Consider the following 15,708-nt stretch of genomic DNA (forward strand, 5'->3'; position numbering starts at 1 on the left):
CGACCGTAACCAGCGGTTGTGCTCGGTACAATCGAAACATTGCTCTCGGTGCAATGGGGGTGCGGTGGACGACTACCGGCGGATCGCCGACGCCGTGGCCGCGGAAATCGCTGCTGGGCGGTTGCGGCCCGGTGACCGGCTGCCTCCGCAACGCGCGTTCGCCCGGCGGCGGCGCATCGCCTCGTCCACCGCTGCTCGGGTGTACGGCGAACTGGCGCGGCGCGGGCTGGTCGTCGGTGAGGTCGGGCGGGGGACGTTCGTGCGCGCGGCGGTGCAGGAGCCCGCTCTCGCCGATCCCGGCGGCGCGCCCGTCGACCTCCAGCTGAACTTCCCGGTGCTGCCCGAGCAGGCCGCGCTGCTGTCGGCGAGTCTGGCCTCGATGCTGCGCCCGGACGTGCTGGCGGAGGCGTTGCGGCCGGGTGGGGTGACGGGGACCGCGGCCGCGAGGACCGCTGCCGCCGAGCTGCTCCACCGCACCGGGTGGCGGCCCTCGCCGTCGCGGATCCTGTTCACCGGCAACGGGAAGCAGTCGCTGGCGGCGACGATCGCGGCGCTGGTCCCCGTGGGCGGGCGGCTCGGGGTCGAGGCGCTCACGTACCCGGTGGTGCGCACGATCTGCGCCCGGCTCGGGATCACGCTGGTACCGCTGGAGATGGACGAGCACGGCGTCGTGCCGGACTCGCTGCGGGCGGCGGCGGTGCGGGCGGTCTACCTCCAGCCCGTGCTGCACAACCCGCTGGGCGTCACGATGCCCGCACACCGGCGCGAGGAAGTCGTTGCGGTGGCGGAGGAACTGGACGTCCCGATCATCGAAGACGCCGTCTACACGTTCCTGGCCGACGAACCCCCGCTGGCCGCGCTCGCCCCGGACCGCACGGTGCTGGTCGACAGCCTGTCCAAGCGGATCGCGCCGGGACTGACGCTCGGCTTCGTCGTGCCGCCGGACCGGCTCTTCGACGACGTCGCCGCGGCCGTGCGGGGTGGCGGGTGGACGGCCTCCCGGTTCGCCACGGACGTTGCCGCGCACCACATCGCGGACGGCACGGCCGCCGTCGTGCAGCGGGCCAAGCGCGCGGACGCGATGGCACGCCAGCGGCTCGTCGCCGGGAAGCTGGACGTGCGGGCCGATCCGCGTGCCTACCACTGCTGGTGGGAGCTGCCGCCGCCGTGGCGGGCCGACACGTTCGTCGCCGCGGCGGCACGCGAGGGGATCGCCGTCACGCCCGCGGCGGCGTTCGCGGTCGGTGCCGCGCCGAACGCCGTGCGGCTCGCGCTCGCCTCTCCGCCGATCGAGCAGCTGGGCGCGGCGCTGGACGTGCTGGCGCGCATCGCCCGCGGCACACCCGAGCTAGGCGCCTGAAGCGGCCGCCTGGATCACCTTGCTGAACCGCGACGCGGCGTCGTCGGTCGTGAGCTTGAAGCCCAGCGACGGCTCGGTCAGCTCCAGTTCGAGCAGCAACGGTTCGCCCGCGGGGCCGGTGACGACGTCCACGCGGGCGTAAAGAAAGTCACTGCGCCGCAACGAAAGCAGCGAGGCGGTCACGTCGAGCACCTGGTTCGCGAGCTCGACCTCCCGCGCGGACGGTTCGATGCTGCCCAGCCGTTCCTCGACGTAGAGGCCGGACTCCGCCTCGGCGAGGCCCTGCGCCAGCATCGGTCCTTTGTGGAACGAGTGGGAGTACTCGCCGGCGAAGAACACCAGCGCCGTCTCGCCATGGGCGTCCACACTGGACTGGTAGGGCTGCACGAGAGCCTTCACGCCCAGGGCTTCCAGGTGCGCACGGGCCTCGGCGTGGTCGGTGAACCGTCCGGCGCCGCGCGACCCCGCGCCCACCGCCGGCTTCACCACGAACTCACCAGAGGGGAACACCGGCTCCTCCCCCGGCCGCACGACGGCGGTGGGGACGACGGCGACGCCGTGCGCGGCGAGTTCGGCCATGTAGGACTTGTCGATGTTCCAGCGGATCACCGGCAACGGGTTCGCGAGCGCCGCAACACCGGTGCACCACGTCAGGAACTCGTCCAGGTGGTCCGGGTAGTCCCAGGTGGTGCGCAGGACCACGAGATCGGCCTCGACCTCACCGCCCCACGGCTGCCAGACGACGTCCACGCCGTCGCGCTCCAGAGCGGCCACGAGACCTTCCTCGTCGCCGTCTCCTTCCGGCAGCCGTGAGCAGGAGGCGAGCACGACCCTCATGACTGCATCTTGGCCATCTTGCGGCGGTGGCCGGGGCCGATCTTGGTGGCGGCGGTGGTCTCGCGGTCCCATTCGGACTGCTCGACGTCGTCCGCGGCCTCGACGGCGTTGGTGGCGGACTCGACGTCCTTCGTCATCACGTCGCCCATGGCGCCGTCCGCGCCGACCAGCACGATCCGCGCGCCGGCCCGGCCGATCGGCTCGATCACGGCCCTGACCGGCGTGTCCTTCTTGCCGTGGGCCTTCACGAACTCGGCGATGCGCTTCTGAATGGTTTGATCAGACACCCCCACACTGTAAAACCAGCGGGTAACTTCAGCCGGGTGACCACCGACACGCTGACGACGTTCCTCTCGTGGTACTTCGACCACCATCCCGCGCACGCCGCGGGAGTCGGCTCGCTCCCGCACTACTCGACGTTCGGGGACTTCTCCTCGGCCGCGTACGAGCAGCGGGCCAGGGAGAAGGAGGGCTGGCTCACGCGGCTGGAGGCGCTGCCCGGCTCGGTGGACCGCGACCTCGCCGTGTCGGTGCTGCGCGGGGCCTCGGCGGCGGAGACGTGGCCGAGCTGGCGGCGCGACCCCCACGAGTACTCCGGCGTGATCTTCTTCGGGCTGCTGGGGCCGTTCCTGCACGGGTTGCTGCCCGAGGCCGACCTCGTCACGTCGACCGTCGCCAAGCTGCGCGAGGTGCCGTCGGTCCTCGCGGCAGCCGAGGCGAACCTCGACCCGTCCCTGGCGTCGTCGCTGGTCGTGCTGCGCACGCTCGGCCAGGTGCGGACGGGCCGCGCGTTCCTGCTGGAGCAGCTGCCGTTGCAGGTGTCGACCCCCGAACGGCGCGCGACGCTCGTCGAGGCGGCCGGACCCGCTGCGGACGCGTTCGACCGGCACGCGGTGTTCCTGGAGGACCTGGCGCTGCGGGCGTCCGGCGACTGGCGGATGGGCGAGAAGCTCTACTCGGCCGTGTTGCAGGACAAGGAGTTGCTCGGCTACGGCGCGCCGGAGCTGCACCAGCGCGGGCAGGACGCCTACGCGGCGCTGGAGGCCGAGCTGGTCGAGCTCGCGGGCACGCGGGACTGGCGCGCGGTGATGACCTCGTTGCAGGACGACCACCCGCCGACGCTGGAGGCGATGCGCGCCGAGTACGAGGCGGAGACGTCCAGGGCGCGCGCCGCGCTGATCGAGCACTCGCTGGTCACGATGCCCGAGGGCGAGGACTGCCGGGTGGTGCCGTCGCCGCCGTTCCAGCGAGCCGTCATGTCGGTGGCGAGCTACCTCGGCCCGGCACCGATGACCTCGAAGCGGACCGGCTACTTCTTCGTGCCGTTCACCCCGGACGGCGCGACGGACGAACAGGTCACGCACCGCCTGCGCACCAACGCGCGCTCGCAACTGCCGACGATCTCGGTGCACGAGGCCTACCCCGGCCACCACTGGCACTCGGCGTGGCTGGCGGCGCAGGGCGACGCGCACCCGCTGCGCAAGGTGTTCAGGACGTCGTACTTCTCCGAGGGCTGGGCGCTGTACTCGGAGAAGCTGCTGCGCACGGTCGGCTACTACACGACCAAGGGCGCGTTGATGGGCCACGTCGAGGCGCGGCTGTTCCGGGCGGCGCGGATGATCGTCGACACGGCGCTGCACTGCGGCGACATGACCCCGGCGGAGGCCGAGGAGTTCATGGTGGCGCGCACGGCACTGACGCCGGGCACGGCCGCGGGCGAGGTGAGGCGGTACTGCGCGTGGCCGACACAGGCGCCGTCGTACCTGACCGGGGCGTTGGAGATCGACCTGATCCGCGAGGAGTACCTGGCGGCGGGGCTGGGGTCGTTGCGCGACTTCCACGACAGGATCGCGGGGTCCGGCGCGCTGCCGCTGGGGCTCGCGCGCCGGGTCGCGCTGGGCGAGGACTAGCCGGGTGTGGTCGGGGAAGTCGCCGGCGTTCCCCGACCACACCGTCAAGCGGCTCGGTAGGCGTTGCCCGCCGCCGTCAGAGCCGTGCCGGTGGACAGTCCCGTGGGGCTGGTCTTCGTGGACAGGGTGAACCACGAGTACCGCTCCACGAAGGACAGTCCGTCGAGCATCCTGGTCGACGCCGTGATGAACGCGGTCTGCTGTTGCTGGCTCGGGTAGACGGCGCGGCCGGAGCGCCAGTCGATCAACGCGTACTCGGTGAGCCAGATGGGTTTCTTGTAGCGGTTGTAGACGTTGCGGAGGTAGGACTCCAGGTGTCCGGTGGCCGCCGAGGAGAAGTCCTGGCCGTACCAGTGGATCGGGATGAAGTCGACGCGGAGGTTGCGCGCCTTCGCCCCGGCCATGAACCGGTCGAGCCAGCCGCCCGCGACGTCACCGCCGAACGCGACGCCGGGCGCGCCGAGCCTCAGGCCGGTGCTCTGCAGGCGCGGCCACAGGTCGAGGGCGCGTTCGACGGTCATGTTCGCCTGGCCCGCCATGTCCGGTTCGTTGAACCCGAGCAGCTGGCGGCCGTTGGCCTTCGCCTTGTTCAGGTCGGCGTCGGTGACGTTGCCCGCGCCCCAGATCATCGGGACGAACTCGGCGTTGCTCTGGATCCCCCGGCGGTCCGAGGCCCAGGTGTAGTACCAGCGGGAGTCCAGGGCGGTCATGGCGGCGCCGGCGGGGCCGGGGTCGTCGGCCGCGTTCACGCCCTTCTTGGCGGAGGCGGCGTGGGATGGAACCGCTCCCATGAGGAGCAGACATGCGATCAGCAGCAGGGTCGTTTTTCGCATGGTTCGGTCGTAGCAGCGGCCTGCGCGCCGTGTCGCTACGGGAACACCGCAAGTGACGAGCGGGACCGGTCGAACGCGCCCATGCTGGAGCTGTTCCCAGTCGCTGGAACGGGGAACATCGGGGTCGCGGCCGGGGTTGAGCACGGTTGAGTCGATCAAGGAGGACAGATGCCCAAGGCAGTGGTGGTGCGTTCGACCGGCGGTCCGGAGGTGCTGGAGCACACCGACGTCCCGTCGCCCGTGCCCGGTGACGGCGAACTGCTGGTGAAGGTGGCCGCGGCGGGCGTCAACTACATCGACACGTACCAGCGCAGCGGCCTCTACCCGATCCCGCAGCCCTTCACCCTCGGGCTGGAGGGCGCGGGCGAGGTCGTCGTCAGCAACTCCCCCGAGTTCGCCGCCGGGGACAAGGTCGCGTGGATGTCCGTGCTCGGCAGCTACGCGTCCGAGGCCGTGGTGCCGGCCGCCGCGGCCGTGCGGGTGCCGGACGGGCTGGACGTCGAGCTCGCCGCCGCCTCGCTGCTGCAGGGCATCACCGCGCACTACCTGATCCACTCGACGTACGTCGTGAAGGAGGGCGACCGGGTGCTGGTGCACGCGGCCGCCGGTGGTGTCGGGTTGCTGCTGACGCAGTGGGCGAAGTCCAAGGGCGCCACGGTCATCGCCACAGTGTCTACGGACGAGAAGGAGGCGCTGGCCCGCGAGGCCGGTGCCGACCAGGTGCTGCGGTACGGCGACTTCGCCTCGCAGATCGAGAAGGTCGACGTCGTGTACGACGGCGTGGGCGCCGACACGTTCGACCAGTCGCTGGCGTCGCTGAAGCCGCGCGGCCTGCTGGCGCTGTTCGGTGCCTCGTCCGGGCCGGTGCCGCCGGTCGACCCGCAGCGGCTCAACGCGGCCGGGTCGGTGTTCCTGACGCGGCCGGCGACCGGCTGGTACACGCTCACCCGCGAGGAGTTCGAGGGGCGGGCCACCGACCTGTTCACCGCGATCGCGTCCGGGGAGCTCAACATCCGGATCGGTGGCCGGTACAAGCTGGAGGAGGCGGCTCAGGCGCACACGGACCTGCAGTCGCGGAAGACGACCGGCAAGCTGCTGCTCCTGCCGTGAGAACGGCCCCGCGAGCCGCTCCCGCCGCATGAGAAACGCCCCCGACCGGATGCGGTCGGGGGCGTTGTCGTGTCACGGGATCAGGCGGCGGGGGTGACCTTCACGCCGTCGATGACGAAGACGAGCGTCTCGTTCGCCTTGATGCCCTGACCGCCCTGGCCGTAGCCCTTGGCAGGCGGCACCACCAGCAGGCGGCGGCCCTTCTCCTTGAGCCCGACGATGCCCTCGTTCCAGCCGTCGATGACCGGCGCCTGGCCGACGTTCTCGACGTCGAACGGCGCGCCGCGCTCGAACGAGCTGTCGAGGATCTTCTTGTCGGAGAACGTGGTGAGCTGGTAGTTGACGGTGGCCGTCGTGCCCGCCGTCACCTCGGCGCCGCTGCCGGGCACCAGGTCCTTGACGATCAGCTCGTCGGTGGGCTTGCAGGCGGGGATCTCGACCTTGGGCGCCGCACCGAAGTCGCCGGTGACCTTGAAGTCCTCGGCCTTGCAGGGGGTGGTGGGCGCGGTCGACGACCCGCCCGCCGAGGGCTGGGCCGAGCCCGCGCAGCCGGTGAGGCCGGTGGCCGCCGCGAGCGCGACGGAAGCGATGAGCAGGACGTTACGCATGGTGGGTGAGCGTATTCGGACGGGTGTGAGCGGCGTGTAGCAGGCCGCCTGACAGCTCGGCCTGGCGGACCAGCGCGGTGACCGGCCGAGCGGAGCAAGTGGGTGCGTTCGGGTGGGTGGGTCACCCTCATCCGACTCGTCGGCGGGTGTCGGCGACAGGGCGTCACCGAAGCGCACGAGTGCGGTCCGGCCACTGGTCTCAAGGGCGCTTATTCCGGTCGTGAATGTCGCACGAATAGCAGCTTCCTTATCTTTTGACCGACGCGTACAGTAACTCCGCGCACTTGATCGGACACCGACCGCATTCGTCCGTTCGGGTAGCGACCAATCTGGTGACCCAGGAGGTGGGGACACGTGTCCGCGGAGGCCGGAGGCATCCGCAGCAACCTGATCCAGGAGTTGTTCTGGACTCGGACCGGGTTGCTCCTCCTCATACTCGTCGTGACGTCGGGTGCGTCGCTGGCCATTTCCAGTCAAATGGATTCCGGTGCAGCGAGAAACCTGCTGACCGCACTGGGTACGGGCACGCTCATTTCGGCGGTGGTGAGCTTCACGCAGACGCTCATCACGTCGAAAGCCGCGCAGAAGGCGTTGCTCGCCCCGGTCATCGAGGAGAGCCGCAAGGCCCTCAAAGAGCTGACCGAGGAGTATCGGGCGCTCGACCGCGAGTTCTTCCCCAGTCACGTGTTCGAGCCGACGGCCAAGCCGGACCCCGAGTTCAACCAGCTGATGATGCAGGACCTGGAACGGACGCGGCTGTACTGCTTCCGCGGGTTCGCCGGGCGCTACGCCGCGGGAAGAGTGCTGCTCAGCCAGACGGAGTGCGAGCTCAGGGCCGTGCTGGCCGACCCGCGCGACGACAACGCGATCAGCGGCCGGGCGCGGTACCTCCTGCGCAACGAGGGCGCGGACGGCGACTACGAGCAGATCCAGGAACGGCTCAAGGAACAGATCGGCATAGGGCTCGTCGGCCTCTTCGCCGCGCGCAGCCGATGCACGCGGATCGACGTCACCATCGTTTCGGATCCGCCGCTCGACCGCCTTGAGTTGTTCGACGACTCGGCGTGGCTCACGCTCTACAGCAACACCGCGGGAGTGCTCAGGCCCTATCCGCGCACGCTCAGGTTCACCGAGAGTTCGTTCCTTTACGCGATGGAACGCGCGGAGTTCCTGCGCATCAGCAATTCCAGGGCCGGCTACCACTTCGCCATCACGCCGGCCACCACTCGCGACGACTTCCTGGCGTTGTTCGAGAAGATCACGGGCGAGGTGCTCTCCCCTGACGGTTTCACGGAACTCGAAGGCAAGTTCCACGCATTCCGTCGCGAATTCTCCGCATCCGCTCAGTTGAGGAGCTGATCGATCTTGCTAGCCGAGTTCACCGGGTTGTCCGCGCTCGAGGAGCTCGCCGCCCGGGTGAAGCGCGCCGAATTCCCCGTGGTCGACCACTGGGCCGACGTCGGCACGTGGTTCACCGACTGGGCGGCCAGGCCCGAGCTGCGCAAAGAACTGCGCGCGCACATCGACGGCCTCACACCCCAGGAAGCGACCTGGGTGATCTCGCGCTCGCGCGAGACGACGACGCACTTCGCGTGGTGCCTGAGAGACGAGGCGAACGAGCCGTTCACGTTCTGGCTGCACGAGTACAAGCCGCTGGCCGACTGGCGCGCGGGCTACGCGGACTCGGTGCACAACCACCGCTACCACTTCTGCACCACCATCCTGAGCGGCGCCTACCTGCACGAACGCTTCGACGCCCGGCTCGGCATCGGTGGCCGCACGATCGTCGGCACGGAGCTCACGAACCGCACCCAGTGCGCCGAGGGCACCACCGGCACGTTGCTCGCGCACGAGTTCCACCGCATCCCGCGCGCGGCGGACGGGACCAAGACGTTCCTGGTCAAGTCCCGTGCCGTGAACCCGTGGAGCCTCAGCTACGACCCCGACACCGGCATCAGCCACCGGCACGTGCCCGTCGAGGACAGGCTGGAGGAACTCACGAACCACCTCTAAAGCCTCCGCGGCACGCCTACCATCAGCCCACCTGTCCGGGAGGGCTGATGATGCGCACGCGCACAAGGATTCCGAGGTCTGTCATAGCGGACGTGGAGCACCGGGTGAAGCGGCTCTGCGAGGACCTGGCCGCCAAGCTGCAGTTCCACGGCTGGCACCACGTGAGCTTCGTCCGCGACAAGTCCGTGCACTTCGCCGAACGCAACGGCGCCGCACGCGACGTCGTGGAGGTCGCGGCACTGGTGCACGACCTGAACTACATGGTCCGCCGCAACTCGCTGCCGACGGACGGCGCGGCCCTGCGCCGCAAGACCCTCTTCGTCGCCGGCGTCTCGCTGGGCGACATCGAGTGGGTCGAACGGATCGTGCTCGAAGCCGAGATGCGCACCCGCTCGCGCGACATCTCGCTGGAGGCGCAGGCGCTGTCCGACGCGGACACGCTGTTCAAGGCACTTCCGGTCACACCGGTCGTCCTCGCGCACAAGTACCTGCAGGAGAACGGCATCACGTTGCGCGAGCTCGCGCACAAGATCGTGGGCGAGCAGGTGGGCAAAGCCGACGAGGGCTACTACTTCTACGACGCCGAGGCCGCCGCGACCTACACGAAGTGGGCCGAGACGAACCTCCTGCTGTGGAAGTGCATCGTCGAGTCGCTCGACGACCCGTGCGTCGAGGACCTGCTGACCAAGGTGGCGTTCTGAGCACGTCTGTCCAAAGGTCTACCTGAGGCGCAGGTCGGCACCGGCGTGCACCGCCAGCGCCAGTCCCAGCACGTTGCCGCGGCCGAGCATCTCCCAGCGCGTGCGCCGCACCGCCTCGCCCACGGGCATGCCCCCGGCGAGCCTGGCCAGCAGCATGCCGCTGACCCACCCCGCCATGCCCTGGTCGACGGCCACCTCCGGGCAGAGGACGCCCGCGGCGCCCGCCTCGTTCACGAACGCGTCCACGAGGTGCGCGGCCGGGAACGTCGTCACGACCAACGGCCGGTGGGGCCAGCCGGTGATCTCCACGGCCTCCAGGGCGCCCTCGCCGTAGACGAGGTGCATGACGTCCGCACGCTCCTCCGCCAACGCGCGCGCGAGCTCTGACGGGCTGAGGTAGGCGGACGAGAACATGTGCGGCGGCAGGAACGACATCAGCTCGGCCACGTGCCGCTGGGTGAGCGTCCGGTCCAGGTCGGGATCAACGGCCACGGCGACCCCGACCTGCCGGTCGGCCGGCGCGACCTGCCACGCGAGCGGTCCCGCCGGCTGTTCCAGCACCCGCGACAGGCCCCAGAACCCGAAGGGGCACAACACGTTCCCGCTGTGGTCCGGTTCCGGGCACAGCGGCGGCACCTCTCCCCCGGCACCGAACGGACCGAACCGCGACACGGACGCGCACAGCCGGTACGGGCCGTCGGCGAACGGCAGCTCGTAGACCTGCGCCCACGGCACGCGCGCCGGGCCCACCACCGCGACCGCCCCGCCGCGCCGGATCACCGGGCCGTCCCCGAACAGCAGCCCGTGCAGCGCGGCACCCCGGACGGCGAACGTGGCGAGGTCCTCGCAGTACGCCGGGAAACCCTTGCCGTACCAGGGATCCAGGCCGGTCACGGGAGGCAGCGCTGCGCCGTCCGGAAGGCTCGTCCACCACGGGGCGCCGCCCGCGCAGACCAGCGCCCGCTCGCCGAGCACCAGAACCGACCCCGCCCGTGACGACAACGGCCCGAGGTCGGCGAACGTCCGGGACAGCCGCACCCTCGGCCGCACCCGCGACTCGCCGCCCCCGACCGGCAGCACGACCTGCTGCACGTGCACCGGCACGGCCCCGCGGTAGACGACCAGCTCACCGGTCCACGGCACGGCCGCGTAGGGCGTCGTCACCGGGAAGCTCACCCACGGCGACGCCCCGTCGGCGGGCAGCACGAACGACTCCGACTGCACGTCACGGCCGTTCATCGCGAGAACGACCCGCAGCTCCAGGTCGGCGGGCAGCACCGGACCGGGCCCGACGCGCGTCCACACCTCGTACTCGCCGCCGGGCCGCAGCGCCCCGGCGATGCCCTCGGTCGCACCGGGATGCGCGACCAGGACGGTCACGGTCCGGTCCACGACCACGGGAGGCGGCGCGGGCAGCGCGGTGTAGGTCATCGCCCGGCGCCGCTCCAGCTCCCGGAACTGCCAGACGGCGTCCTCGACGCGCACCGAGCCCGCGCCGCGCGGCACGGCGAGCACCGCGTGCGGTGAGCTCCAGCCGATCAGCACCGACGCGGTGTCCACACCGGACACCCACGTGTGGATGGCGGTGAAGAGGACGAGCGGCCGTCCGAGGCCGCGCAACGACGCGACCACCGGTGCCGAGTCCCAGGCCCGCGTGTCGTGCAACGCCACCACGTCGCCGGGCACGTCCGCGAGCGAGGGCAGCGAGGAGGCCGACGGGAAGTGCCGGAGGTCGAGGACGGCGCACCGCAGCACCCGCACCTGGGTCGGCACCGCCGAAGCCCCGGCCGCGGCGACCGGCAGGCCCGCGCTGACCTGCGCCCAGCCACCAGGATCGGTGATCACGACCAGCGAGGTGGCGGGCGTCAGGGCCGCGACGAAGTCCAGTGGCGAACCTTCACCACCGGTGACGGTGAACTCAACGGGCGCCACAGCCGTACGCCTGGAGGTGCAGCTAGAACGGCCAGCCAAGCACCGGCAACCCGACCACGGCGTCCACGGCGAGACCGCAGAACACGAGCATCAGGTAGAGGTTCGACATGTGGAAGAACTTCATGGTGTTCGTGGAGCCGCCACGACGCACGACGTTGTGCAACTTGTGCGCGAAGACGGCGAACCACACGCCGGACAGCGCGGCGATCGCCACGTAGATCCACGAGGTGACCGGGGCCAGGGCGAGCGTGCAGACGACGGTGATCCAGCTGTAGATCACGATCTGCCGCGTCACCTGCTGAGCTGTGGCCACCACGGGCAGCATCGGCACGCCTGCTCGGGCGTAGTCCTCCTTGAACTTCATCGCGAGGGCCCAGGTGTGCGGCGGCGTCCAGAAGAAGATGACGCCGAACATGACCAGCGCCGGCCACTCGACGGTGCCCGTCACCGCGCTCCAGCCGATGATGACCGGCATGCAGCCCGCCATGCCGCCCCAGATGATGTTCTGGGAGGTGCGGCGCTTGAGCACCAGCGTGTAGACGAAGATGTAGAAGAGGATCGTCGCGACGGCGAACACGGCCGACATCAGGTTGACGAAGATCCACAGGAACGCGAACGAGACGATTCCGAGCACCACGCCGAAGATCAGGGCGTTGCGCGGGGGAATGGCGTTGTGCGCGAGCGGGCGGGACGCCGTGCGCTTCATGACCGAGTCGATGTCGGCGTCCACGAAGCAGTTGAGGGCGTTTGCCGACCCCGCGGCGAGGGTACCGCCGGTGAGAGTGCACGCGATCAGCCACAGAGGCGGCAGGCCGTGCTGGGCGAGGAGCATCGCGGGGATCGTGGTGATCAGCAGGAGCTCGATGACCCGCGGCTTGGTGAGTGCCACATAGGCGCCAACAACCTGACGAGGCGACCGCTGAGGGGCCTCGAGGACGGCACTCATCGCGTGAACGCTCCTCGTGTTGCAAGTGGTGGGAAAACCAGCGACTGATGGTAACCACGGGAAGAATTCACAGCCCGTTCGGGTGCTGGTGTGCCCCGCCACACATGTGCCTGGGAGCTTTGGGAGCACCATCTGAATCTTCCGGGACTAGGCTGGCCGGAGGACGTGGGAGAGACGCGGGTGAGGCTCTTCGGGATCGATTCCGAACGGGTTTCGCACCCGCCCTAGTGACAAAGTTTGGAGCTGTCAGTCCGTGACCGTCACCGACGACATCAGCCGGCTCACCAAGGCCGATCTGCCCGACGACTGGACCGAGCTCGACAAGCGCGCCGTCGACACCGCGCGCGTGCTCGCGGCGGACGCCGTGCAGAACGTCGGCAACGGGCATCCCGGCACGGCGATGAGCCTCGCCCCGCTCGCGTACACGCTGTTCCAGCGCGTCATGCGGCACGACCCCGCCGACGCGGACTGGATCGGCCGCGACCGGTTCGTGCTCTCCGCGGGCCACTCCAGCCTCACGCTCTACATCCAGCTGTTCCTCTCGGGGTACGGCCTGGAGCTCGACGACCTCAAGACGCTGCGCAAGTGGGGCTCGAAGACGCCGGGTCACCCCGAGCACGGCCACACCAGGGGCGTCGAGATCACCACCGGCCCGCTGGGCTCCGGTCTGGCCTCCGCGGTCGGCATGGCCATGGCCGCCCGCCGCGAGCGCGGCCTGTTCGACCCGTCGGCCGCGCAGGGCGAGAGCCCGTTCGACCACCACATCTACGTGATCGCCTCCGACGGTGACATCGAGGAGGGCGTCACCTCCGAGGCCTCGTCGCTCGCGGGCACGCAGCAGCTGGGCAACCTGGTCGTCTTCTACGACGACAACAAGATCTCCATCGAGGACGACACGACGATCGCGCTGTCCGAGGACACCGCGGCGCGCTACGAGGCCTACGGCTGGCACGTCCAGGTCGTGGAGTCCGGCGAGAACGTCAAGGGCATCCTCGACGCCGTCGAGAAGGCCAAGGCCGTCACCGACAAGCCGTCGTTCATCCTGCTGCGCACGATCATCGGCTTCCCCGCGCCGAACAAGCAGAACACCGGTGCCGCGCACGGTGCCGCGCTCGGCGTGGACGAGGTCAAGGCCACCAAGGAGGTCCTCGGCTTCGACCCCGAGCAGACCTTCGAGGTCGCCGACGAGGTCCTCGCGCACGCCCGTGAGGTCGTGAAGCGCGGCGAGCACGCCAAGGCCGAGTGGCAGAAGTCCTTCGACGCGTGGGCCTCGGCCAACGCCGAGAGCAAGACGCTGCTGGACCGCCTGGTCGCGCGCGAGCTGCCGGCCGGCTGGGACGCCGACCTCCCCGTCTACGAGGTGGGCGGCAAGGAGGTCCCGACCCGCAAGGCCTCCGGTGAGGTCATCAACGCGCTGGCGAAGCACCTGCCGGAGCTGTGGGGCGGTTCGGCCGACCTGGCCGAGTCCAACCTGACGACCATCAAGGGCGCGAAGTCCTTCGGTCCCGCGGAGATCTCCACGGGCATGTGGAGCGCCGACCCGTACGGCCGCGTGCTGCACTTCGGTGTCCGCGAGAACGCCATGGGCATGATCCTCAACGGCATCGCGCTGCACGGCCCGACCCGTCCGTTCGGTGGCACGTTCCTCGTGTTCTCCGACTACATGCGTCCCGCCGTGCGCCTGGCCGCGATCATGCAGGCCGCCGTCACGTACGTGTGGACGCACGACTCCATCGGCCTGGGCGAGGACGGCCCGACGCACCAGCCGATCGAGCACCTCGCCGCCCTGCGCGCGATCCCGGACTTCTCGGTGGTCCGCCCCGGCGACGCCAACGAGACGGCGTTCGCGTGGAAGGCCGTCATCGAGCAGACCGGCCCGGTGGGCCTCGCGCTCTCCCGCCAGAACCTCCCGATCCTCGAGGGGACGAACGCCGAGGGCGTCAAGCGCGGCGGGTACGTGCTCTTCGGTGACGACAACCCCGAGGTTGTGATCATCGGCACGGGCTCGGAGCTGCAGATGGCGGCCGAGGCCGGAAAGGTTCTGCAGGGCGAGGGCGTTGCAGTGCGCGTGGTGTCCATGCCGTCGCTCGACTGGTTCGAGAAGCAGGACGCGGAGTACCGCCAGTCGGTCATCCCGTCCTCGGTCAAGGCGCGCGTCGCGGTCGAGGCCGGCATCGCGCAGCCGTGGTATCGCCACGTCGGCGACGCCGGCGAGATCGTGTCGATCGAGCACTTCGGTGCCTCGGCCGACTACCAGGTCCTGTTCAAGGAGTTCGGCTTCACGACGGAGAACGTCGTCGCCGCCGCCCGCCGTTCCCTTGACAACGTGAGGGGTAACAAGTGAGCAAGCCCAACCTCGACGCCCTGTCCGGCGCCGGCGTTTCCATCTGGCTCGACGACCTGTCGCGTGAGCGGCTCACCAGCGGCAACCTGGACGAGCTGATCCGCGACTGGAACGTCGTCGGCGTGACGACGAACCCGACGATCTTCGCGGGCGCCCTGTCGAAGGGCGAGTCCTACGACGAGCAGGTGCGCGAGCTGTCGTCGCGCGGTGCCGACGTCGAGGCGACCATCCGCGAGGTCACGACGACGGACGTGCGCAACGCGTGCGACAAGTTCCGCGACATCTACAACTCGACGGGCGGTGTGGACGGCCGCGTCTCCATCGAGGTCGACCCGCGCCTGGCGTTCGACACGGACAAGACCGTGGCCGAGGCGCAGGACCTGTGGAAGACCGTGGACCGGCCGAACCTGCTGGTGAAGATCCCGGCGACCGAGGCGGGCATCCCGGCCATCACGAAGGTGATCGCCGAGGGCATCTCCGTCAACGTCACGCTGATCTTCTCGGTCGAGCGCTACGAGGCCGTCATGCAGGCCTACGTCGCGGGCCTGGAGCAGGCCAAGGCGAACGGCCACGACCTGCGTTCGATCCACTCGGTCGCCTCGTTCTTCGTGTCCCGCGTGGACTCCGAGATCGACAAGCGCCTGAAGGCGATCGGCACGGACGAGGCCACCGCCCTGCTGGGCAAGGCCGCGCTCGCCAACGCGTACATCGCCTACGGAGCGTTCGAGAAGACGTTCCAGGGCGAGCGCTGGGAGGCCCTCAAGGCGGACGGCGCGCACGCGCAGCGTCCCCTGTGGGCGTCGACCGGCGTGAAGGACCCGAGCTACTCCCCCACGCTCTACGTCGACCAGCTCGTCGTGAACGACGTCGTGAACACGATGCCGGAGAAGACGCTGCAGGCCGTCGCCGACGCGGGCAAGATCACGGGTGACACGGTCACCGGTCGTGCCGCAGAGGGCCAGGAAGTGTTCGACCAGCTCGCCGCCGTGGGAATCGACCTCCAGGACGTGTTCGTCGCGCTGGAGACCGAGGGCGTCGAGAAGTTCGAGAAGTCCTGGGAAGAGTTGCTCGAGACGGTGAAGAACCAACTGGCTCAACTGAAGGGCTGATCACG

14 protein-coding genes are annotated in these 15,708 nt (G+C 69.9%); 8 read left to right on the plus strand and 6 right to left on the minus strand.

Annotated elements, in window-relative coordinates:
- The first annotated feature begins 64 nt into the window (after positions 1 to 64).
- A complete protein-coding gene (locus tag ACFWN2_RS36755; RefSeq protein WP_382435171.1) occupies positions 65 to 1,360 on the plus strand; it encodes a PLP-dependent aminotransferase family protein in 1,296 nt (431 codons plus the stop codon).
- Here ACFWN2_RS36755 and ACFWN2_RS36760 read toward each other — a convergent pair.
- Complete coding sequence (locus tag ACFWN2_RS36760) at positions 1,349 to 2,197, minus strand: RimK family alpha-L-glutamate ligase (RefSeq protein ID WP_382435172.1); 849 nt, start codon at positions 2,195 to 2,197, stop codon at positions 1,349 to 1,351. The two genes, ACFWN2_RS36755 and ACFWN2_RS36760, sit on opposite strands and share 12 nt — an antisense overlap.
- Positions 2,194 to 2,484: a hypothetical protein gene (locus ACFWN2_RS36765; protein ID WP_382435173.1), complete on the minus strand. Its 291-nt coding sequence runs from the start codon at positions 2,482 to 2,484 to the stop codon at positions 2,194 to 2,196. Before ACFWN2_RS36765 ends, ACFWN2_RS36760 begins: the two co-directional genes overlap by 4 nt.
- A 36-nt stretch (positions 2,485 to 2,520) precedes the next feature.
- Between ACFWN2_RS36765 and ACFWN2_RS36770 the strand changes: the two genes are divergently transcribed.
- Complete coding sequence (locus tag ACFWN2_RS36770; RefSeq protein ID WP_382435174.1) at positions 2,521 to 4,107, plus strand: DUF885 domain-containing protein; 1,587 nt, start codon at positions 2,521 to 2,523, stop codon at positions 4,105 to 4,107.
- A gap of 44 nt (positions 4,108 to 4,151) precedes the next feature.
- Here ACFWN2_RS36770 and ACFWN2_RS36775 read toward each other — a convergent pair whose 3' ends face one another.
- The gene (locus tag ACFWN2_RS36775) at positions 4,152 to 4,940 is read right to left on the minus strand and encodes a glycoside hydrolase family protein (protein WP_382435175.1); all 789 of its coding nucleotides are present in this window, start codon (positions 4,938 to 4,940) and stop codon (positions 4,152 to 4,154) included.
- 168 nt (positions 4,941 to 5,108) lie between these two features.
- Between ACFWN2_RS36775 and ACFWN2_RS36780 the strand changes: the two genes are divergently transcribed.
- Positions 5,109 to 6,050, plus strand: a complete 942-nt coding sequence (locus ACFWN2_RS36780; protein WP_382435176.1) for a quinone oxidoreductase family protein — start codon at positions 5,109 to 5,111, stop codon at positions 6,048 to 6,050.
- 80 nt (positions 6,051 to 6,130) lie between these two features.
- On the opposite strand, the gene ACFWN2_RS36785 is transcribed toward ACFWN2_RS36780, so the two are convergent.
- Entirely contained in the window at positions 6,131 to 6,658 is a 528-nt protein-coding gene (locus ACFWN2_RS36785) for an FKBP-type peptidyl-prolyl cis-trans isomerase (RefSeq protein ID WP_382435177.1), read from the minus strand.
- 354 nt (positions 6,659 to 7,012) lie between these two features.
- Here ACFWN2_RS36785 and ACFWN2_RS36790 point away from each other — a divergent pair, with 354 nt between their 5' ends.
- From ACFWN2_RS36790 to ACFWN2_RS36800, 3 genes are read left to right on the plus strand one after another with little or no spacing between them, the layout of a single operon-like run.
- On the plus strand, positions 7,013 to 8,017 hold the full coding sequence (locus ACFWN2_RS36790; protein ID WP_382435178.1) for a hypothetical protein: 1,005 nt from the start codon (positions 7,013 to 7,015) through the stop codon (positions 8,015 to 8,017).
- A 6-nt stretch (positions 8,018 to 8,023) separates the two neighbouring features.
- Positions 8,024 to 8,671: a hypothetical protein gene (locus tag ACFWN2_RS36795; RefSeq protein ID WP_382435179.1), complete on the plus strand. Its 648-nt coding sequence runs from the start codon at positions 8,024 to 8,026 to the stop codon at positions 8,669 to 8,671.
- A gap of 50 nt (positions 8,672 to 8,721) precedes the next feature.
- Positions 8,722 to 9,372, plus strand: a complete 651-nt coding sequence (locus ACFWN2_RS36800) for an HD family phosphohydrolase (protein WP_382435279.1) — start codon at positions 8,722 to 8,724, stop codon at positions 9,370 to 9,372.
- An 18-nt stretch (positions 9,373 to 9,390) separates the two neighbouring features.
- Here the strand turns inward: ACFWN2_RS36800 and ACFWN2_RS36805 are convergent, their stop codons facing one another.
- Entirely contained in the window at positions 9,391 to 11,304 is a 1,914-nt protein-coding gene (locus ACFWN2_RS36805; RefSeq protein ID WP_382435180.1) for a hypothetical protein, read from the minus strand.
- Positions 11,305 to 11,326: 22 nt separating this feature from the next.
- Positions 11,327 to 12,250 carry a heme o synthase gene (locus ACFWN2_RS36810; RefSeq protein ID WP_382435181.1) on the minus strand — a complete coding sequence of 308 codons (924 nt, stop codon included), beginning with the start codon at positions 12,248 to 12,250 and terminating at the stop codon, positions 11,327 to 11,329.
- A gap of 253 nt (positions 12,251 to 12,503) precedes the next feature.
- On the opposite strand from ACFWN2_RS36810, the gene tkt reads away from it, so the two are divergent.
- Both tkt and tal read left to right on the plus strand, forming a co-directional pair.
- The gene (tkt, locus tag ACFWN2_RS36815) at positions 12,504 to 14,594 is read left to right on the plus strand and encodes a transketolase (RefSeq protein WP_382435182.1); all 2,091 of its coding nucleotides are present in this window, start codon (positions 12,504 to 12,506) and stop codon (positions 14,592 to 14,594) included.
- Positions 14,591 to 15,703, plus strand: coding sequence for a transaldolase (gene tal, locus ACFWN2_RS36820; RefSeq protein WP_382435183.1), 1,113 nt, complete (start codon positions 14,591 to 14,593; stop codon positions 15,701 to 15,703). Before tkt ends, tal begins: the two co-directional genes overlap by 4 nt.
- The last annotated feature ends 5 nt before the right edge of the window (positions 15,704 to 15,708 follow it).

Origin of the sequence: Lentzea sp. NPDC058436 (genome assembly GCF_042721515.1) — a bacterium.
Classification (GTDB): Bacteria; Actinomycetota; Actinomycetes; order Mycobacteriales; family Pseudonocardiaceae; genus Lentzea.